Origin of the sequence: Curtobacterium sp. NPDC087082 (assembly GCF_044745045.1) — a bacterium.
Lineage (GTDB): Bacteria > Actinomycetota > Actinomycetes > Actinomycetales > Microbacteriaceae > Curtobacterium.
In genome coordinates, this window is record NZ_JBIUZN010000001.1 from 443,889 (window position 1) to 460,407 (window position 16,519).

At 72.8% G+C, this 16,519-nt stretch carries 14 protein-coding genes; 8 read left to right on the forward strand and 6 right to left on the reverse strand.

Going from position 1 to position 16,519, the window contains the following annotated elements:
- Positions 1 to 102: 102 nt before the first annotated feature.
- The 5 genes from ACIPEP_RS02090 to ACIPEP_RS02110 form a co-directional block, all read right to left on the reverse strand.
- A complete protein-coding gene (locus ACIPEP_RS02090; RefSeq protein WP_070417277.1) occupies positions 103 to 1,029 on the reverse strand; it encodes an ROK family protein in 927 nt (308 codons plus the stop codon).
- Complete coding sequence (locus ACIPEP_RS02095; protein WP_402716343.1) at positions 1,026 to 2,732, reverse strand: dipeptide ABC transporter ATP-binding protein; 1,707 nt, start codon at positions 2,730 to 2,732, stop codon at positions 1,026 to 1,028. The genes ACIPEP_RS02090 and ACIPEP_RS02095 overlap by 4 nt, the downstream gene beginning before the upstream one ends.
- Positions 2,732 to 3,631 (reverse strand): ABC transporter permease, encoded by a 900-nt coding sequence (locus ACIPEP_RS02100; protein ID WP_402716344.1) that lies wholly within the window; start codon positions 3,629 to 3,631, stop codon positions 2,732 to 2,734. Before ACIPEP_RS02100 ends, ACIPEP_RS02095 begins: the two co-directional genes overlap by 1 nt.
- Positions 3,628 to 4,587: an ABC transporter permease gene (locus ACIPEP_RS02105; protein ID WP_071296453.1), complete on the reverse strand. Its 960-nt coding sequence runs from the start codon at positions 4,585 to 4,587 to the stop codon at positions 3,628 to 3,630. Before ACIPEP_RS02105 ends, ACIPEP_RS02100 begins: the two co-directional genes overlap by 4 nt.
- A 90-nt stretch (positions 4,588 to 4,677) precedes the next feature.
- Positions 4,678 to 6,474 (reverse strand): peptide ABC transporter substrate-binding protein, encoded by a 1,797-nt coding sequence (locus tag ACIPEP_RS02110; RefSeq protein ID WP_071303289.1) that lies wholly within the window; start codon positions 6,472 to 6,474, stop codon positions 4,678 to 4,680.
- 215 nt (positions 6,475 to 6,689) lie between these two features.
- Between ACIPEP_RS02110 and ACIPEP_RS02115 the strand changes: the two genes are divergently transcribed.
- Genes ACIPEP_RS02115 through ACIPEP_RS02130 form a run of 4 tightly spaced genes read left to right on the forward strand, consistent with a single transcriptional unit; the run spans position 6,690 to position 11,519 of the window.
- Complete coding sequence (locus ACIPEP_RS02115; protein WP_083295119.1) at positions 6,690 to 7,874, forward strand: ROK family protein; 1,185 nt, start codon at positions 6,690 to 6,692, stop codon at positions 7,872 to 7,874.
- A complete protein-coding gene (locus ACIPEP_RS02120; protein ID WP_402716345.1) occupies positions 7,867 to 9,411 on the forward strand; it encodes a M81 family metallopeptidase in 1,545 nt (514 codons plus the stop codon). Before ACIPEP_RS02115 ends, ACIPEP_RS02120 begins: the two co-directional genes overlap by 8 nt.
- Positions 9,408 to 10,151, forward strand: a complete 744-nt coding sequence (locus ACIPEP_RS02125) for a copper homeostasis protein CutC (RefSeq protein ID WP_402716346.1) — start codon at positions 9,408 to 9,410, stop codon at positions 10,149 to 10,151. Before ACIPEP_RS02120 ends, ACIPEP_RS02125 begins: the two co-directional genes overlap by 4 nt.
- A gap of 51 nt (positions 10,152 to 10,202) precedes the next feature.
- Complete coding sequence (locus ACIPEP_RS02130; RefSeq protein ID WP_402716347.1) at positions 10,203 to 11,519, forward strand: MFS transporter; 1,317 nt, start codon at positions 10,203 to 10,205, stop codon at positions 11,517 to 11,519.
- Positions 11,520 to 11,546: 27 nt separating this feature from the next.
- Here ACIPEP_RS02130 and aztA read toward each other — a convergent pair whose 3' ends face one another.
- Positions 11,547 to 12,173, reverse strand: coding sequence for a zinc ABC transporter ATP-binding protein AztA (gene aztA / locus ACIPEP_RS02135; protein WP_402716348.1), 627 nt, complete (start codon positions 12,171 to 12,173; stop codon positions 11,547 to 11,549).
- 50 nt (positions 12,174 to 12,223) lie between these two features.
- Between aztA and aztB the strand changes: the two genes are divergently transcribed.
- From aztB to aztD, 4 genes are read left to right on the forward strand one after another with little or no spacing between them, the layout of a single operon-like run.
- Positions 12,224 to 13,102: a zinc ABC transporter permease AztB gene (aztB, locus tag ACIPEP_RS02140; RefSeq protein ID WP_402716349.1), complete on the forward strand. Its 879-nt coding sequence runs from the start codon at positions 12,224 to 12,226 to the stop codon at positions 13,100 to 13,102.
- On the forward strand, positions 13,099 to 14,271 hold the full coding sequence (locus ACIPEP_RS02145; protein ID WP_402716350.1) for an ABC transporter: 1,173 nt from the start codon (positions 13,099 to 13,101) through the stop codon (positions 14,269 to 14,271). Before aztB ends, ACIPEP_RS02145 begins: the two co-directional genes overlap by 4 nt.
- Positions 14,268 to 15,182 (forward strand): metal ABC transporter solute-binding protein, Zn/Mn family, encoded by a 915-nt coding sequence (locus ACIPEP_RS02150; RefSeq protein ID WP_402716351.1) that lies wholly within the window; start codon positions 14,268 to 14,270, stop codon positions 15,180 to 15,182. Before ACIPEP_RS02145 ends, ACIPEP_RS02150 begins: the two co-directional genes overlap by 4 nt.
- A 26-nt stretch (positions 15,183 to 15,208) precedes the next feature.
- On the forward strand, positions 15,209 to 16,393 hold the full coding sequence (gene aztD / locus ACIPEP_RS02155; RefSeq protein ID WP_402716352.1) for a zinc metallochaperone AztD: 1,185 nt from the start codon (positions 15,209 to 15,211) through the stop codon (positions 16,391 to 16,393).
- Positions 16,394 to 16,519: the final 126 nt, after the last annotated feature.

Genomic DNA, 16,519 nt, shown 5'->3' on the forward strand with positions numbered 1-16,519 from the left:
GTCGGCGGTCCTCCCGTCGACAGCACCCACGACCGGAGCCGGTCTGGGCCACGCGATCAGGTGGTCCAGGCCGGCTCCTCGTCGTTCCGGGAAGCGGTCGCCTCAGCGCGCGGGCGCGCTCCCGAGCACCAGGTCCCGTACCTGCGCAGCGGCACCGAGCGCCACGGCGTCGGACCCCAGCGACGACAGGGCCAGCCGGATCGGCGCCCCGCTCACCGGCGGCTCCAGGGCGATGGCAGCGCTGATGGCCGGCTCGAGCAGGTCCCAGGACCGCGCGATCCCCCCGCCGATGACGATGGTCGTCACGTCGAGGATCCCCGCCGTCAGCAGGGCAGCACGCGCCAGCCCCCAGCCGGCGGTCTCGAACACCGCGGCGGCGTCGGGGTCTCCGGCGCGTGCGGCGTCGGCGACCTCGCGGACGGTGACCCGGCGCCCGGTCCGTTCGGCGTAGCGGTCGGCGATGCCGCGTGCTCCGGCGATGGTCTCGAGGTGGCCGACCTGCCCGCAGGTGCACACCGCGTCGCCGAAGCCCGGGACGTGGCCGATCTCGCCCGCCGCACCGCGGGGCCCGGCGAACAGCGAGCCGCCGAGCACGAGCGCGCCGCCGACCCCGGTCCCGAGCGTCATGCCGAGCACGTCCGGCTCCCCCGCCACGGCACCGGCGGCGACCTCGCCGAGCAGGAACGCGTTCACGTCGTTGTCGAGCGTCGCGGGGACGCCGAGGGCTGACGTGACCGCGTCCGTCACGCCGTAACCCGCCCAGCCGGTGAACGAGTTGCCCGTCACGAGCACCGTCCCCGTGCTCGCGTCGACGACGCCGGCAGCGCCCACCCCGACACCGGTCACGGAGGCGCGGTGCCGGTCGAGCAGGTCCGTCACGGCACCGAGGGCGGCCGTCACGATCGCGGCGCCACCCGCGTGGGCGGGCGTCGGCAGGTCGATGCGGTCGATCACCTCGAGCGCCGGGGTCGCGAGGACCACCTTGGTGTTCGTCCCGCCGACGTCGACGCCGGCGACGACCTCGCTCACGCGGTCACCGCCCCGAGGGTGGCGAGTCGCTCGGTCCGGCGTCGCCGCTGCACCACCGGGTCGGGGACGGGCACGGCGGCGAGCAGCCGTCGGGTGTAGTCGGTGGTCGGGTGCATGAGGGTGGCACCCGTCGTGCCCTGCTCCTCGACGACGCCCTGGCGCATCACGACGACCCGCTCGGCGAACTGCTGCACGACGGCGAGGTCGTGCGAGACGAACAGGCACGCGAACCCGAGGTCGTCCTGCAGCTCGCGGAGGACCTCGAGCACCGTCTCCTGCACGCTGACGTCGAGCGCACTGGTCGGTTCGTCGGCGACGAGCAACCGCGGCGAGAGCACGAGCGCCCGGGCGAGGGACACGCGCTGCCGCTGTCCGCCCGAGAGCTCCCGGGGTGCACGCGACGCCAGGGTCCGGGGCAGCCGGACGGCGTCGAGGACCTCGTCGATGCGCTTCCGACGGTCGGCGGAGGACATGCCGCGACGGTGCACGGCGAGCGGTTCGGCGATGCACTCGGCGACCGACATCCGGGCGTCGAGCGACGCCACCGGGTCCTGCAGCACGACGCCGATGCCCGACCGGAGCGCTCGGCGGTCGCGACCACGCGCCGTCCGCAGGTCGGAGCCGAACAGGTGCACGCTGCCCGACGTCGGCTTGACGAGGCCGAGCGCGACCCGGGCCGCGGTGGACTTGCCGGAACCGGACTCGCCGACCAGGCCGACGGTCTCGCCGGCGTGCACGGCGATGTCGATGCCCTGCAGCGCGTGGACGGCGCGCGCCCCGCGCCCGAACGTCACCGAGACGTCCCGCAGGTCGACCACCGGGGCCGCGCCGCGCCTCCCGTCCGAACCGTCCGCGACGGACGCACCGGACGCGACGGCCACGCCGGACGCACCGGACGCGGCGGACGCCCCGGCCTCGGCCACGGCCAGCCGCGGCACCGCCGCGAGCAACCGCTTCGTGTACTCGTGCCGCGGCCGGAGCAGGACGTCCTCGACGGAGCCCGTCTCGACGATCGACCCCTGCAGCATGACCGCGACCCGGTCCGCGAAGTCCGCGACGACGCCCATGTTGTGGGTGACGAGCAGGACTCCCGTGCCGGTGTCCGCCGCCAGGCGACGCAGCAGCTCGAGGATCTCCGCCTGCACGGTGACGTCGAGGGCCGTCGTCGGCTCGTCGGCGATGAGGAGCTTCGGCGAGTTCGCGATCGCCATCGCGATGACCACGCGCTGCCGCTGGCCGCCGGACAGCTGGAACGGGAACGCCCTGGCGCGCTGCGCGGGCGAGGGGATGCCCACGCGGTCGAGCAGGTCGACGGCTCGTGCCGCGGCATCAGCTGCCGAGACGTCGCCGTGGTTCCGGATGACCTCGGCGATCTGCGCCCCGACGCGGGTGAGCGGGTCGAGGGCGGTCGCGGGCTCCTGGAAGACCATCGAGACGGTGCTGCCGCGGAGCGAACGCAGGGCGGGCTCGGCGGCGCCGACGATCTCGTGGCCGTCGACGACCGCGCTGCCGGTGGCGGCGGCGTTGCCGGACAGCAGCCCCATCGCGGCGAGGGCGACGGTGGACTTGCCGGAACCGGACTCCCCGACGAGCGCGAGCGTCTCACCGGGTTCGACGTGCAGGGAGACCCCGCGGACGGCGTCGACCGTGCCGGACTCCGTGCTGAAGGAGACCCCGAGGTCGGTGGTGGTCAGGATGGACATCAACGGCCCCTCACGTCGAAGGCGTCCCGGAGCCCGTCGCCCACGGCGTTGAACGCGCAGACGACCAGGATCACGGCGAGACCCGGTGGCACGATGAGCCACCACCGCCCCGAGTAGGCGGCGGTGAGTCCTGCCGAGAGCATGCCACCCCAGTCCGTCGCGGGTGCCTGCACGCCCAACCCGAGGTACGAGACGTAGGCGACGAGGAGGATCGCGTCGGCGACCTGGAACGTGGCGGCGACGACGATCGTGGACACCGAGTTCGGCAGCAGGTGGCGGCCGATCGCGCGGGCGTGCGACCCGCCGATCGCGCGGAGGGTCAGCACGTAGTCGCGGTTCTTCAGCGTCAGCGTCTCGGCGCGGATGAGCCGGGAGGGCACGAGCCACGACACGAAGCCGAGGATCACGATGAGTCCCCACACACCGGGCGTCGTGATCGCCGAGATGACGAGCAGGATGAAGAGCGCCGGGATCGCGATGCCGGCGTCGACCACGCGCATCATCACCGCGTCGACCCAACCGCCGACGTACCCGGCGATCGAGCCCCAGAGGGTGCCGACGACGGTGGCGAGGACGCCGGCGGCGATGCCCACTATCAGCGATACCTTGCCGCCGAACATCAGTCGGCCGAGCACGTCGTGCCCGACGGCGTCGGTGCCGAGCAGGTGCGCGGCGCCGGGGGCGAGGTTCGCCTGGGAGAGCTGGGTGTGCGTCTGGTCGGTCGGGTACAGGAACGGGCCGACGAAGCAGAACAGCACGATGACGACGATGACGACGAGGCCGATCACCGCGAGGGTGTTGTGGCGGAAGCGGCGGACGGCGAGGCGCCAGCCGGTGGCGGCGACGGGCTGCACGAGCGATGCCGCTCCGGGGGCTTCGGGTGCCAGCTGTGCGGTCATGCGCGGCCTGCCTTCACTCGGGGGTCGATCAAGGACTGCGCGACGTCGGCGAGCAGCGTGCCCACCACGGTCGCGATCGAGATGACGAGGACGCACCCGAGGAGCGTCGGGTAGTCCGAGGTCTGCGCGGCGTTCCAGAAGAGGAGCCCCATGCCGGGGTAGTTGAACAGCTGCTCCGTGACGAGCGCCCCGCCGAACAGCACCGGCAGGTAGTACCCGAGCATCGCCACCACCGGGGTGAGCGAGTTCCGGAACACGTGTCGGCGCAGGATCGCCGCGGTCGAGGCACCGCCGGCGCGGGCGGTGCGGACGTAGTCCTCCTGCAGGTTCTCGAGCGTCGAGGCCCGCATGTACCGGCTGAAGACGGCGATCATGGCGAGGGCACCCGTGACGACGGGGAGCACGAGCCCGGCCGGGTCCTGGAAGACCTCGGCGAGGGTGTTCCCGCTCGGCGCCTGGGACGGCAGCCAGGGCAGCTGCTGGCTGAAGACGATGATCAGGACGAGCCCGAGGAAGAACGCGGGCGTCGAGTAGAAGACGAAGGCCAGGGCGGTGGCCGCGTAGTCGACCGCGCCGTTGCGCCGGACCGCCTGCCACATGCCGACCGGGATCGCGAGCACGATGCCGAGCACCGCGGACATCCCGGTGAGGACGAGGGTCTTCGGCAGCCGCTCCGTGATGAGCTGCGAGACCGGCTCGTTGAGCGTGTACGACGTGCCGAGGTCGCCGGTGAGGAGGCGGCCGAGGAACCGGAGGTACTGCACGGGCAGCGGCTGGTCGAGCCCCTGCGCCGTGTTGAACGCGGCGATCTGCGCGGGCGTCGCGGAGACGCCGAGCACGCCGCGGGCGGGCCCGCCCGGCAGGGCGTGCAGCAGGCAGAACACGACGATCGTGACGATGAGGATCACCGCGAGCGCCTGCAGGACGCGCCTGGTGAGGTAGAGAGCTGTGGTCATGCGGCTTCCGTCGTCTGGGTTGGTGCGGTGGGCCCCGGGAGGCGCGGTGCGGGTCGGACCCGCGCCGCGCCTCCAGAGGGTGTCAGGTGGTTACTTCGACCACTTCCACTGGGCCGGGTGGAAGTTGGCGAGCGAGTCCTGGTCGAACCCGGTCAGCCCCTGCTTGACGACCGAGATCTGGTAGTCCGGGCTCGGCAGCCAGATCACCGGCAGGTCCTTCGCGACCGCGGCGCTGTAGTCCTGCACGGCGGTGGCGTCGGGCGACGTGGTCGTCGCGTCGATGAGCTTGTCCACGTCGGCGTTGGAGTACGACCCGAAGTTCGCCGAACCGCCGGTCTGGAAGAGCGACTCACCGGTCGGGTAGGCCGGGAAGTACCAGCTGCCCGCGGTGCCGAAGAAGGAGAGGTCCCAGTCGCAGCTGGCCTCGTCGCTCGTGCAGGTCGGGGTCTGCGACAGGACGCTCGACACCGGCGCGGTCTTGATCGTGAAGCCGATGCCGGTCTTCGCGAGCGAGGACTGGATCGCGCTCATCATGTTGTCGGTGACCGTCGAGCCGGACTGCGAGAGCACGTTCATGGTGAACTTCGTGCCCTGCTTGACGCCCTCGCCGCACTGACTGTCGGACGTACCAGGGTCGGTGCAGACCATCGTGCCGCCCTGCTCCGCCCACCCGTGGGACTCGAGCAGCGCCTTGGCCTTCTTCGTGCTGAACGGGTACGGGTTGTCCTTCTGCGTGCTCGACACGTAGTCGGACTCCTGCGCCTGCGGGATCGGCCCGTAGGTCGAGGTGGCGGTGCCGTTGAAGACGACCTTGGAGAGCGAGGTCTGGTCGATCGACATCTGCACGGCCTGGCGGGCGTACAGCTGCTTGAAGACGGCGCCCATGTCCGGGTTGTTGAAGTTGTACGGCATGTACGTGATCGCCCAGCCGGTCCAGGGCTGCACGTCGTAGCCCTTCGACGTGAAGGACGACTTCTGGTCCATGTCGGTGGCGTTGATGTAGCCGTAGTCGACCTCGCCCGAGCGGACCGCGTTCACCTCGGCGTCCGTCGTGGTGAACGGCAGCAGGTTGACCGTCGTGATCGAGGGCTTCTCGCCGCCGTCGTACTTCGTGTTCGCCGTCAGGGTGACCTTGCCCGCCGTGGTGAACGTCTTCACGCCGTAGGGCCCGGAGATGGTCTTCCACAGGTCGTCGCTGGCGTAGTCGGAGATCTTGCCGGCGGCGGTGTTGAGGTACTTCCACACCTGCTTCGCACCGGACGTGGTCTCGTCGGCGTCGGAGACCTTCGCGCTCGCACTCGTCTTGTCCCAGGCGTGCTGCGGCAGCGGGATGATGTGGCTCAGCTGGTTGGCGAGCATCCAGTCCGGGTTGTACGCCTTGTCGAACGTGATCGTGAAGTGCGTGTCGTCGTCGGCCGTGAAGGAGGTCCAGTTGTCCGGCGCCTTGCCCTTCGAGTAGGAGCCCCACTCGTCCTTGTTCGCCTTGATCAGGTTGAACCAGAACTCGACGTCCCGGCTCGTGATCGGCTTGCCGTCGGACCAGTGCCGGTCGCCGAGGGTGACCGTGACGCTCTTCGAGTCGCTCGCGAACGTCGCGTCCGTCGCGACCGAACCGGCCTTGTTCCACGCGATCTTGCCGGTGGAGCCGTCGTAGGCGACGAGCGGCTCGTACAGCGACTGCGCGATCGAGCCGTTGTTCGTGTTGAGGTGCGCTGCGGTGCCGATCGGGAGGATCCAGTTCGGCGTGAAGTTGGCCGGCAGTGCGTAGTCGATCGTGTCGGAGCTGCTGCCGGACGAGGCGTTGCCGCCCCCGGAGCAGCCGGCGAGCAGCGCGCTCACGGCGATCGCGGCTCCGGTGAGGAGCGCCCAGCGACGGGGCTTGGTCATGTGTGTCTCCTGGTGCGTGGGAGGTTCGGGGTGTGGAGCACGCGTGCCGAGCGGCACGGGGACAGTCAATGTCCAAAGCCGTTGGAAAAACAAACATCTCCGTGTAAATAGTTCGTTTCTGCCGTTCGGACGAAAGGGTGGACCGGTCGATCTGCCGGTTAGGCTCGCGGCAGTCGGTGGTCACCCGCCGTGTTCCGCCCGGATTGGAGAAAGTCGTGCCGGACCTCAGCGCCCGCGTCCTGGAGCTCGTCGCGTCCGGGCAGGCCTCCAGTCGGACGGAGATCGCCGCGCTGCTCGGCGCCGCCCCCTCGACCGTGTCCCACGTGGTCGCGCAGCTCCTGTCGCACGGGCTGCTCGCCGAGGAGGGCACCGACGTCTCGACCGGCGGCCGTCCCCGCAAGGTGCTCCGCATCGGCGGCGTCGACGAGTACGCGGTCGCCGCGGACGTCGGCGGCGGGCACGCGCGCATCGGCATCGTCCTGCCAGGAGGCGCGCTCGAGTCGGTCGCGAACGTCCCGTTCGCGCTCTCCGACGGCCCGACCGCGGGACTCCAGCGGCTGGCGGCCCTGCTCGAGCGGCTCGCCGACGAGCGCGGTCGCGACGGGCTGCGGGGCGTCGGCCTCAGCCTCCCGGGCCCGGTCGACGTCGAGGCCGGCGTGGTCGACCTGCCGAGCCGGATGCCGGGGTGGAACGGGTTCCCGGTGGCGTCGTGGCTGACCGAGCGGTTCGGGTTGCCGGCGGTCGTCGACAACGACGCGAACTGCATGGCGGCGGGCGAGCAGACCGTGCAGGACCCGGGCCGGCGGCAGACCATCACGATCAAGGCCGGTTCGGCGATCGGGGCCGGGATCGTCATCGACGGTCGGCTGTACCGCGGGGCGACGGGCTCGGCCGGGGACATCACCCACGTCCGGATCGACGCCGCCGGGGACACCCCGTGCTCGTGCGGGAACACCGGGTGCCTCGAGACCGTCGCGTCCGGAGCCGCCCTGGTGCGGATCCTGTCGGACGCCGGGGTCGACGTCTCCTCGACCGCCGATGTGGTCCGCCTGGCCTCGGACGCCCACCCCGAGGCGACCCGGGCCGTGCGGCTCGCGGGCCGGTACCTCGGCGAGGTGCTCGCCGCGAACGTCAACTTCTTCAACCCGGACGCCGTGTACCTCGGCGGCATCCTCTCCACCCTCGACCCGTTCATCGCCGCCGTGCGGAGCCAGCTGTACGAGAGCTGCCACCCGCTCATGACGCAGCACCTCGTCATCGAGCCGGTCTCGCTCGGCGCGGACGCAGGGCTCGTCGGGGCGGGTCAGTTCGCCCTGCAGCGGGGCCTCGCCGCGTCGCTCGAGGAACTGTCCGCGCCCATCCCCCAGTCCACCACCAGGAACAGGAACGTCCGTGTCTGAGCCCGTGTCCACCGCACCCGCCACCCACCGCCCGGTCATCGCGATCGCCGGTCTCGCCATCGAGACCTCGACGTTCACGCCGACGCGCACCCACGCACCGGCGTTCCACCCGGACCGCGGGGAGGAGGTCGTGGCCCGCTACGACTTCCTCGGGCCGCTGTCGGCGCACGCCGACTTCCGCGGGGCGCTCATCGGGCACGCGCTGCCGGGCGGGATCGTGGACCGTGACTCGTACGAGTCGCTCGCGGCGGAGATCGTCTCGCGGCTGGCGGCGATCGTCGAGGCCGAGCACGTCGACGGGCTCTGGTACGACATCCACGGCGCGATGGTGGTCGAGGGCCTGGACGACGCCGAGGCCGACCTGCTCGGCCGCATCCGCGCGGTGATCGGTCCCGATGTCATCGTGTCGGCGTCGATGGACCTGCACGGCAACGTCACGGCGGAGCTCGCGCACCAGGTGGACCTCGTCACCTGCTACCGGATGGCCCCGCACGAGGACGCCCTCGAGACGAAGGAGCGCGCCGTCCGGAACCTGGTCGACGTGTTGACCACCCGACCGGTCGGGCAGCAGCGCCCGGTGAAGGCCTGGGTGCCGATCCCCGTGCTCCTGCCCGGCGAGCAGACCTCGACGCGCCTCGAGCCCGCGGCGTCCCTGTACGCGCAGGTGCCGCTCGTCGAGCAGACCGAGGGCGTGCTCGACGCCGCGATCTGGGTCGGGTACGCCTGGGCGGACCAGCCTCGCGACCGCGCGGTCACCGTGGTCACGGGCTGGGACGCCGACGCCGTCGCCGCCGGTGCCGAACGACTCGCGCGGGCCTTCTGGGACGTGCGTGAGGACTTCGTGTTCGTCGCACCGACCGGCACGTTCGACGAGTGCATCGTCGCTGCGCTCGCACCGGGCGCCGCGAGGCCGTTCTTCGTGTCCGACTCCGGCGACAACCCGACCGCCGGCGGCTCGGGCGACATGACGTGGGGGCTCACGCAGGTGCTGGCGAACCCGGCCTTCGCGGAGCCCGACGGCCCGACGGTGATCTACGCGAGCGTTCCCGGCCCCGCGGCCGTCGCGGCGGCGGTGGAGGCCGGCGTCGGTGCGACGGTCACCGTGACGGCGGGGGCGTCGGTCGACGCCGTCCACGCCGGGCCGATCACGATGACCGGCCGCGTGCACGCGATCAAGCACGGTGACCGCGACGCCGAGACCGAGGTGGTGCTGCAGGTCGGCAGTGTGTTCGCGATCCTGACGAAGCTCCGCAAGCCGTACCACCACGAGCACGACTTCACCGACCTCGACCTCGCCCCGCGGGACGCCGACGTGGTGATCGTGAAGATCGGGTACCTCGAACCGGAGCTCTTCGACATGGCTGCCGACTGGATGCTCGCGCTGACGCCGGGCGGGGTCGACCAGGACCTCGAGCGGCTCGGGCACCACAGGATCGTCCGGCCGATGTTCCCCTACGATCGAGTGTTCCCGTCGGCGCCGGACCTCGGCGCCCGGATCATCCCGCCGTCGAACGAACCGCTCGGAGCCATCGCGTGACCACCGCCGCCCCCGTCGCCCTCGAGATCGCCGTCACCTCACCCGCCGGCGCGATCGTCGCACGGGACGGCGGCGCCGACCGTGTCGAGCTCTGCGTCGGGCTCGAGCTCGGTGGCCTCACGCCGTCCCAGGCGCTCGTCGAGACGACCCACGAGACCGGCATCCCCGCGCACGCCCTCGTCCGCTGTCGTCCCGGCGGCTTCGTGCACACCCCCGACGAGGTCGACCTCATGGTGCGCGAGGTCCGCACGGTCCTGCGCTCCGGGGCAGCGGGCGTCGTGGTCGGTGCCCTGCGTCCGGACGGCACGCTCGACGAGGACGCCCTCCGGCGCTTCGTCGACGCCGCACGCTCGGTCAGCGCGACCGCCGAGGTCACCCTGCACCGGGCGATCGACCACGCGGCCGACCCCGTCGCCGCCGCGGCCACCCTCGCCGACCTCGGGTTCACCCGGGTGCTGACCTCGGGGGCCGCGCCCACCGCGGTGGCCGGTGCCGCGACCATCACGCGCATGGTCGACGCCGCCGGGCCCGTGCAGGTCATGGCGGGCGCCGGTGTCATCCCGGCCGACGTCCCCGCCCTGGTCGCGACGGGGGCCGCCGCCGTGCACCTCTCGGCGAAGCGACCCGCCGCCGACAGCGCCCACGCTGGTGTGCCGATGGGCGGCGCGGACGACGGTTCCGCGCACTTCGTCACCGACGCCGAGGTGGTCGCCGCCGCGCGCCGGGCCCTCGACGCCTGACCCGACCCGTCACGCGGGAATGGACCGCGCGGGCGCGTGCTTGACGCCCGCATGACCTCGTCAGCAACGCGCCGTGGGTGGCTCAGCGTCGCATCCGTCGCACTCGGATCGTTCGTCCTCGTCCTGTCCGAGTTCCTCCCGATCGGCCTGCTGCCGGCCATCGCCGCCGACCTCGACGTCGGTGTCGGCACCGCGGGGCTCATGGTCGTCGCGACCGGCCTCGTCGGAGCGGTCGCCGCACCGGTCGTCACGGTGTGGACGTCCGCGCTCGACCGCCGGGTCGTCCTGGTCGGCCTGACGGTGCTGCTCGTCGTCGCGGACGCACTCGCTGCGGTGGCGCCCTCGTTCTGGGTACTGCTCGTGGCCCGGATGCTCCTCGGCGTCGGCATCGGCGGCTTCTGGGCGATCGGCGCCGGGATCGCCGGACGCCTCGTCCGCCCCGAGTCCGTGATCCGCGCCACGTCCCTCATCACCGCCGGCGTCTCGGTCGCGACCGTCGTCAGCCTGCCCCTCGGCGCACTCGTGTCATCCCTCGCCACGTGGCGGCTGGCGTTCGTGATCGGCGGCGTGCTCGGGCTCGTCGCGCTCGGCCTGCAGCTCGCGATGCTCCCGCGGATCCCCGCCCAGCAGCGCGTCCGGTTCGGCACGCTCGCGTCGTTGCTCGGTGTGCGCAGGGCCCGGGTCGGCCTGATCGGTGCCGCGTTCCTCTTCACCGCGCAGTTCGCCGCCTACACCTACATCGCGCCGTACCTGCAGGACCTCGTCGGGGTCGGCGCGGACACCGTGACGATCGCGCTGCTGGTCTTCGGCATCGCGGGCATCGTCGGGAACTTCGTCGCCGGGTTCACGCTCGGCCGGAGCGTCCTCGGCACGATCGGCTCCGCGAAGTTCGTCCTCGCCGGCGCGGTCGTCCTGCTCCCGCTGCTCGCACACTCGGTCGTCGGGGTGTTCGTCCTGCTGGTCGTGTGGGGCCTCGTGTGGGGAGCACTGCCGCTCGGCATGCAGACCTGGATGTCCACGTCGTCTCCCGCGGGGTCGGAGACCGGGCTCGCGTTGTTCGTGACGACGATCCAGCTGGCGATCGCGGCCGGGTCGGTGCTCGGCGGCGCCGCGGTGTCGTCCTTCGGGTTGGCCGTCGACTTCTGGCTCGCCGGCGGGGTCGCGGTCGTCGGGGCGATCGTGCTCGTCACGCTCGGTGCGCGCCGCTCGAGTGCCGCCCCGGCGCAGGTCGCCGCTCCCGCGGCCCCCGCTCCGGCAGGTGCCACCGCTCCGGCGCAGGTCGCCGCTCCCGCGGCCCCCGCTCCGGAAAGTGCCGCCGCTCCGGCGGAGACGACCGCGACCGGTTCCGTCGCCGTCGCCTGCCCCTGACGGTCCCGACGGACGGCGCCGCCACGGTCAGCCGAGCCAGACGACCCGGTCCGCTCCGGCGATGACCGTCGGGTCGTGCGTGGCGTGCACGACCACGACCCCGGACGCTGCCTCGTCGGCGAGCGCGTGGACCACGAGCCGACCCGACTCGGCGTCCACCCCGGCCGTGGGCTCGTCGACGAGGAGCACCCCCGCCCGCTGCGCGAGTCCGAGCGCGACGAGGGTCCGCTGACGCTGCCCACCGGACAGCTCGTCGAGCGGCCGGTCCGACAGGGAAGCGATCCCCATCCGGTCGAGCTGCTCGTCGACCACGTCGCGGTCGGCACGCACGAGCGGTCGCCACCACGGACGGCCGGACCACCGGCCCATGCGGACCGTGGCACGGACGGTGAGCGGGAGCGCGCTCGGCGGAACTGACTGGGTCACGTAGGCGACGCCGACGGAGGTGCGGCGCGTCACCGCGCCGGCATCCGGCGTCACGACCCCGGCGAGCGCGTCGAGCAGCGTCGACTTGCCGGAGCCGTTCGGCCCGGTCAGCGCGGTGACCGCACCGGCGGGGAAGGTCGCATCGACCCCGTCGAGGACGGTTCGGTCGCCGCGTCGGACGACGAGTCCGGCGACGTCGAGGGGGGCGGCGTCGGTCGTCGTGGGCACCTGAGGACACTATCAGTATCGATAGTCATTTTCATGTAGCGTCTCCGACCGTGACCTGGCTGACCGATCCCCTCTCCGTCGACTTCATGGTCCGTGCCCTCGTGGGCGGCGGACTGGCGGCGGTGCTCTGCGCGGTCGTCGGCACGTGGGTCCTCGTCCGCGGCATGGCCTTCCTCGGCGAAGCGCTGTCGCACGGCATGCTCCCCGGCGTCGCGATCGCCTCGCTGACCGGGTTCCCCGTCGCGCTGGGCGCCGCCGCCAGCGCCGCGGTGATGGTGCTCGGGGTCGGCGCACTCCGCCGTCGGGCCCGGCTCTCGTACGACACGTCGATCGGGCTCCTGTTCGTCGGCATGCTCGCTCTCGGGGTGATCATCGTCTCCTCCTCGAGGTCCTTCGCGACCGACGTCACCGCGATCCTGTTCGGTGACGTCCTCGCCGTCACCCGTGCGGACCTCACCGGCCTGACGATCGCCGTCACGGTGGCGCTCGGGACCGCGGTGTTCTTCCACCGTCCGTTCACGGCAGCGGCGTTCGACGTCCGGAAGGCCGCGACCCTCGGCCTCCGCCCACGGACCGCCGAGATCGTGCTGGTCGGGCTCGTCACGCTCGCGGTCGTCGCCTCGTACCGGGCGGTGGGCACGCTGCTCGTCGTGGGACTGCTCCTCGCCCCGGCAGCCGCCGCCCGTGCGTGGACCCGGCACGTCGGCTCGACGATGGTGCTCGCCGCCGGGATCGGCATCGCGGCCGTCCTCGTCGGGCTGCTCGTCTCGTGGCACCTCGGCACCGCCGCGGGAGCGAGCATCGCCGCCGTCGCCGTCGCCGGGGTCGGCCTCTCGCGCACGGCCGCGTCGCTCAGCACCCGGGCCCGCGACCGGACCCCCGGGACAGAACCACCGACAGCAGTACCAGCACCTCGAGAGGCAGCATGACCCACTCCACCCGGCGCGCTCCCACGCGCACCCTGCTCACCACGAGCCTCGTCGTCGGACTCACCGTCGCGACGGCGGGCTGCTCGTCGGGCACGGCCCCCGGCGACCCCAGCGCGACCGCCCGGCCACACGGCTTCGTCGAGGGGGCGAGCGAATCCCGGGAACCGCAGCTGCGCCTCCTGGCCGTCTCCGGGACGGGCGAGACCGCGCTGCACGACCTGCTCAGCAGCAAGACGACCGCGCTCGACGACGTCGACGTGCCCACGCACTCCGCCACCGACGGCCGGTTCCTCGTGACGAGCTCCGACAGCCGCACCACGATCGTGGACGGCGGCGCCTGGACGGTCGACCACGGCGACCACACCCACTACTACGCGGCGGAGCCGCGGGTCGTCGGCACGATGGCGGGGGGCGGTCCGGTCGAGGTGCACTCCTCCGAGACGACCACGACGATCACCTGGCCGGAGCGGGACGAGGCGGTCGTCCTCGACCGGGCCGCGCTCGGCCAGGGGACCGTCGAGGAACGGACCCGGATCGACGCACGGGTCCTGCTCCCCGACGGAGACCGCCTCGTCGCCGCGTCCGACGACGTCGTCCGGGTGCTCGACGCCGACGGCTCGCCGACCGGCACCGAGGCGGCGTGCACCGACCCGGCCGGAGGCATCGTCACCCGGGCCGGCTCGGTCGTCGGCTGTTCCGACGGCGCGGTGGTCGTGGACGACGACGGCGCGACGGCGGTGCCGTTGCCCGGCGGCGCCGAACGGCCGACCTCGTTCGCAGCCCGCGCCGGACGACCGACGGTCGCGGGCCTGGCCGGTGACGCCGGCTTCTGGCTGCTCGACAGCCGCGAACACTCGTGGCGCCTGGTGCCGACCGAGCGCCCACTCCGCGCCGTCGCCGCGGTCGACGACGCCGACGAGCACGTGGTCGGCGTCGACGACACCGGGCGGGTGGTGGTGCACACGCTCGCCACCGGAGCGATCGTCGCGACCGACCCGCTCGTCGCCGACGACGCCCCGCCCCTGCTGCAGCTCGACGCGAACCGCGCCTACCTGGCCGACCGCGGGACCGGGACCGTGCACGAGATCGACTTCGCCGACGGCGCGCGGGTCGCCCGGACCATCGACCTCGGCGTGGCCCCGGCCGCGTTCGCGGAGGTCGGACTGTGACGCGGGCACGCACACGGGCCGTCGTCGTCACGGTCCTCGCCGTGGTGGGTGTCGCGTTCGGCGCGAGCGGGTGCACCGCTGCTCCCGGGCAGGACCGGCCACTCGTCGCCGTCACCACGAACATCCTCGGCGACGTCGTCTCGGAGGTCGTCGGCGACGCGGCCGAGGTGATGGTGCTCATGCCCGCCGGAGCGGACCCGCACTCGTTCGAGGTCTCCGCGCAGGAGGCCGCGCGACTCCGCACCGCCGACCTCGTGGTGGAGAACGGACTGGACCTCGAGGAGGGCGTGTCCCGGCACGTCCGGGCCGCGGCCGACGACGGCGTCCCGGTCTTCACGGCCGGCGACGCGGTCGACGCCCTGGAGTGGACGACCGAGGACGACAGCGGCCCGGACCCGCACCTCTGGACCGACCCCGCACGGATGGTCGACGTCGTCGAGGCGCTCGACGACGACCTCCGCGACGTGGGCGTCCAGGCGACCGGCACCGCGGACTACCTCGACGCCCTGCACGCGCTCGACGGGGAGATGCAGCAGGCCTTCGGCGCGCTCAGCCCCGGGCAGCGGGCCCTCGTGACGAACCACCACGTCTTCGGGTACCTCGCCGACCGGTACGACTTCCGGGTGGTGGGAGCCGTCATCCCGAGCGGGACGACGCTCGCCTCGCCCAGCGCGGCTGACCTGCGGGACCTTGCCGACGCGATCGCGGACGCCGGCGTGCCGACCGTCTTCGCGGATGCCTCGCAGCCGGCCCGGTTGGCCCAGGTCCTCGCGGACGAGGTCGACGTGCACGTCGAGATCCGCCCGCTGGCCACCGAGTCGCTCACGGCCGACGGACCCGCGTCCACCTACCTCGGGATGATGCGGTCGAACACCGAGGCGATCGTCGACGGACTGTCGGTTCGTAATTGAGAATGAGAATCAGTACAGTGTTCTGCATGACGACGACCAAGTCCCTGCGCACCGCGGCCCTGCCGGCCGCCCTGCTCAGCGCGGCCGCCCTTGCCCTCACCGGCTGCGCCGCCGACCCCTCCCCCTCCGAGCCGACGAGCACCGCGACCGAGCGCGCCGACGGCACCCGGATCACGCTCACGTACGACGGCGGCCTCCTCGTGCTCGACGACGACCTGCGCGTCCTGACCGACGACGCTGTCGACGGGTTCACCCGCGTCAACCCGGCAGGTGACGGACGGCACGTGCTCGTCACGGTGCCGAGCGGCTTCCGGGTGCTCGACACCGCGGCTGATCCGGCCCTCACCGACGCGGTCTTCCCCGCCGACACCGGGGGCCACGCGGTCGTCCACGGCGACCGGACGGCGCTCTTCGCCGACGGCACCGGCCAGGTGACGACGTTCGACAACACCGAACTCGACGGCGCCGAACTGCCCGACACCGAGACGACCGAGTCCGAGGCCGCGCACCACGGCGTCGCGATCGTGCTGGAGGACGGCACGCTGCTCACCACCATCGGCGACGAGGAGTCCCGCAGCGGGGTCCGTGCGCTGGACGCGGACGGGAAGGAGACCACCCGCTCCGAGGAGTGCCCGAACGTGCACGGCGAGGGCGCGGTCCAGGGCGACGTCGCGGTCTTCGGGTGCACCGACGGGGCACTCGTGTACGACGACGGCGCGTTCACGAAGCTCGACGCCCCCACCGAGTACGGCCGGACCGGCAACCTGTTCACGACCGACACGTCCTCGATCGCGCTCGGCGACTACAACGACGACCCGGACAGCGAGGGGTACCTCCTCCACCAGATCGCCCTGATCGACGCGGCATCCGGTTCCTACCGGGTCGCCGACGTGCCGGACGGCGTCGGCTACACGTTCCGGGACCTCGCCCGTGGTCCCGAGGACGAGGCCGTCGTGCTCGGGGACGACGGCGCGCTGCACACCTTCGACACGACGTCCGGCGAGCTGCTCGACTCCTTCCCGGTGATCGACCCGTGGGAGGGACCGGCCGAGTGGCAGGACGCCCACCCGGCACTGAAGGTCGCCGGCGACGTCGCCTACGTCACCGACCCTGCCGAGCGGCGGGTCCACGCGGTCGACCTCACGACCGGCGAGACCATCGCCTCGAGCGACGTTCTGCCCGGCGTGCCCAACGAGATGGCGATCGCGTAACGACGCGGACCCGACGAACGGACAGGCGGACGGGAGGCGCGGGGGCCCCGGGGCCCCCCCCCCCCCCCCCGCCGCGGGGGGGGCCGCCCCCCCCCCCGGGGGGGGGGCCCCGGGGGCGGGCCCGCC